General features: G+C 70.9%; 4 protein-coding genes. 3 read left to right on the forward strand and 1 reads right to left on the reverse strand.

From position 1 onward, the window contains the following. Positions 1-478 (forward strand): mycothiol synthase (gene mshD, locus AC08ON_RS11780; RefSeq protein WP_476616957.1); only part of this gene is annotated, 478 nt, incomplete at its 5' end. Positions 479-508: 30 nt separating this feature from the next. Here mshD and AC08ON_RS11785 read toward each other — a convergent pair. Then, positions 509-868, reverse strand: a complete 360-nt coding sequence (locus AC08ON_RS11785; RefSeq protein ID WP_476607803.1) for an STAS domain-containing protein — start codon at positions 866-868, stop codon at positions 509-511. Positions 869-1,154: 286 nt separating this feature from the next. On the opposite strand from AC08ON_RS11785, the gene AC08ON_RS11790 reads away from it, so the two are divergent. Continuing rightward, positions 1,155-1,655, forward strand: a complete 501-nt coding sequence (locus tag AC08ON_RS11790; RefSeq protein WP_476616958.1) for a hypothetical protein — start codon at positions 1,155-1,157, stop codon at positions 1,653-1,655. 174 nt (positions 1,656-1,829) lie between these two features. Further along, positions 1,830-2,975: L-seryl-tRNA(Sec) selenium transferase (gene selA, locus AC08ON_RS11795; protein WP_476616959.1), on the forward strand; the 1,146-nt coding region annotated here is incomplete at its 3' end.

Genomic DNA, 2,975 nt, shown 5'->3' on the forward strand with positions numbered 1-2,975 from the left:
TGTGACGGTCCGCACCTTCGTCCCCGATCAGGACGACCGGGCCTGGCTGGCCGTCAACGCGGCCGCCTTCGCTGATCATCCGGAGCAGGGCCGGTGGACCCTGGACGATCTGGCCCGGCGCCGGGCCGAGCCGTGGTTCGACCCGCGTGGCTTCTTCCTCGCCGAGCACGACGGCGCACTCGTCGGCTTCCACTGGACGAAGGTGCACGAGACCGACCAGACGCCGCCACGGAACGCGCAGCCGGGGCCCATCGGCGAGGTCTACGTGGTGGGCGTGCTCCCGGGCGCGGGCGGCGCGGGACTCGGCCGGGCACTCACCCTGATCGGCCTGCGGCATCTGCAGGCCGAGGGGCTCGACTCGGTCCTGCTGTACGTGGACGAGGACAATGTCCGCGCCGTGCGGATGTACACCGGACTCGGCTTCATCACCTACGTCCGCGACGTCTCCTACCACTGGGAGAGGCCGTCCACGGGTTGATCCGGCCTGGGCCCGGAAGGCCCCCGTGGCTCAGGCGCCCTGACGGGTCGCCAGGCCGCGCACGGGGGCGGAGTCGCCGTGATCGACGTCTATCACGGCACTCAGGTTCGTGACATGCAGCAGGCGGTGGGCGTCCTCGTTGAGGTTACGCAGCACGAGACGGCCACCGGCCGACCGCTGACGCTGGTGGGCGAACAGGATGACCGCCAACCCCTGCGAGTCGAGGAAGCTCACCTGCTCCAGATCCACGATGATCTCTTTTACTCCGGCGACCCGTGCGTCGAGCAGTGCCTCGCGCAGGGGATCCAGGGACGAATAGTCGATGTCGCCAGCCGGATGCACGACGATGGCATCACGGTCGGTCACCTCAACCCGCACGCTTGGCTCCATGGCTCCGCTTGCGACCGGACGGCGTGAGCGCCACGAGAAGCCGGCCGGGCTGCCTCCCGTGTCGCGCCGCGCCTTTGGGCAAGCGCGACCATGGCCCCGTACCCCGACCGAGGTGCTTCCACACGCGGCCGACCCTCGCCAGGGGCGACTTCTCATCGCGCGTCCGTCAGCACGCTTGTCCGCGCCCCGCCCGTCGTCATCCGCCCGTCGTCATCCGCCCGTCCGTCCCGCATGCTCCCCGCCGCGCGGGATGGGATGACGAGCTGCCCGATGAGAGCGTCTACGCATGGACATCGACCCGCCCCGGACCCCGCCCCGGACCCCGGATGACACTCCCCCGGACGTCATCACCTTCATCGGCCGGATCGACGGCACGGTCATCACCGTGGGAACGCAGCCCAGCGTCCCGCGGAGAACCCCGGTCGTCGTTCTCCGCACCCAGTCGGCCCTGCTCGACGTTCTCTGCGTCGCGCATCTCGTGCCGGACGAGGCGCACCGGCTCGCCGCCCTGTTGTCCAGCGCCGCGCTCTCCAGCGTGGGGCGCTCCGCGTCCCGGCTCTCCGGCGCTGCACCGCCGCCTGCCGACCTCGCCTGCGGGGTCCGCTCGCGGCACATCATCTCCGCTGGGGAAGGATCGAGCGCCGCGGAGCTCCGTCACGCGCTGGCTCTGCTACCGGCGGGGGCACGGCTCGTCGATTTCGTCTCCGACACCGACGTCGCCCTCATCTTCAGCGTCGACGATCCACCCTGGCCGACGATCAATCTGGGCGGGGGGCCGTCCGGGTGACCGAAGGTCCGAGGCCTGACCATGCGCCGCTTTGATCATCGAAAGGACGGCCAGAGCCGTGAGGGCAGCAGGCTGATCCTACAGGCACCCAGCAGGGGCAGACACCCGACAGGCCACGCCGCCGTCCCGGCCAGGTCCGGAATCCCACGAGGAGGAGCACTAGCTTCACCGAGAGTGATTGATCGTACAAGTCTGTTCGCATCCCCGGCCCAGGACAGCCCGACGACGCCGGTAGCGACACCGATGACGCTCGCCCGCGCCGCCACCGGACTGCGCCCAGTAATCAACGCTACCGGCGTCCTGCTCCACGGAGGGCTCGGCCGAGCTCCCCTGTCCGCGGCCGCCCGCGCGGCCCTCGACCTGGCAGCCGGCACGACCGACCTCGAGCTCGACCTCGGGACCGGACGGCGAGGACGACGAGGACGTACCGCCCTGGCCGCGTTGGCAGCCGCGGTGCCCGCGGCGGCGGGCGTGCACATCGTCAACAACAACGCGGCAGGGCTGATCCTCGCGGTGACGGCGCTGGCCGGGCGGCGGGAGATCGTGGTGAGCCGCGGGGAGCTGGTGGAGACGGCGGACGGGTTCCGGCTGCCCGAACTGCTGGTCTGCACCGGGGCTCGACTGCGGGAAGTCGGCACCACCAACCGCACGACGCTCGGGGACTACGCCGACGCGATCGGGCCGGGGACCGGGCTCGTGCTGCACGTGCATCCGTCCAGCTATCAGGTGGTGGGGCTGACTGACACCCCTGCGATCAACGATCTTGCCGCGCTCTGCGCCGATTTCGAGATCCCTCTCGTCGGTGACTGCGGCTCCGGGCTGCTGCACCCCGAGCCGCTCCTCGCCGATGAACCCGACGTCACGACCTGGCTCGGCTTCGGCGTCAACGTGGTCACGACCAGCGCGGACAAGCTGCTCGGCGGGCCTCAGTGCGGCCTGCTGCTGGGACGTGCCGACCTGATCGACCGGATACGTCGGTATCCGATGGCCCGGGCAATGCGGGCCGGAAAGCTCACGCTCGCCGCGCTGGAAGCCACCCTCAGCCATCCCGACTCCCCGGTCAGGCAGGCGTTGCACGCCCGACCGGAACGGCTGACGACGCGGGCCGAGACGCTCGCCGCGTGGCTACGGCGTTCGGGCATCGCAGCCTCGGCTGTGGCGAGTCGTGCGGTCGTCGACGGTGGCGGGGGTGGATCGTCGCCGCTGCCGAACGACGCCGCATTCCGTCGATCTGGCAGCCACCGGCGCGAGGGCGCACAAGACGAAGACGGCATGGCCCCGGCGGGCCCGGAAGGCGGTCTGACGATCAGAGGGTTCGGC

It is taken from the genome of Frankia sp. CoWAU3 (assembly GCF_977971855.1).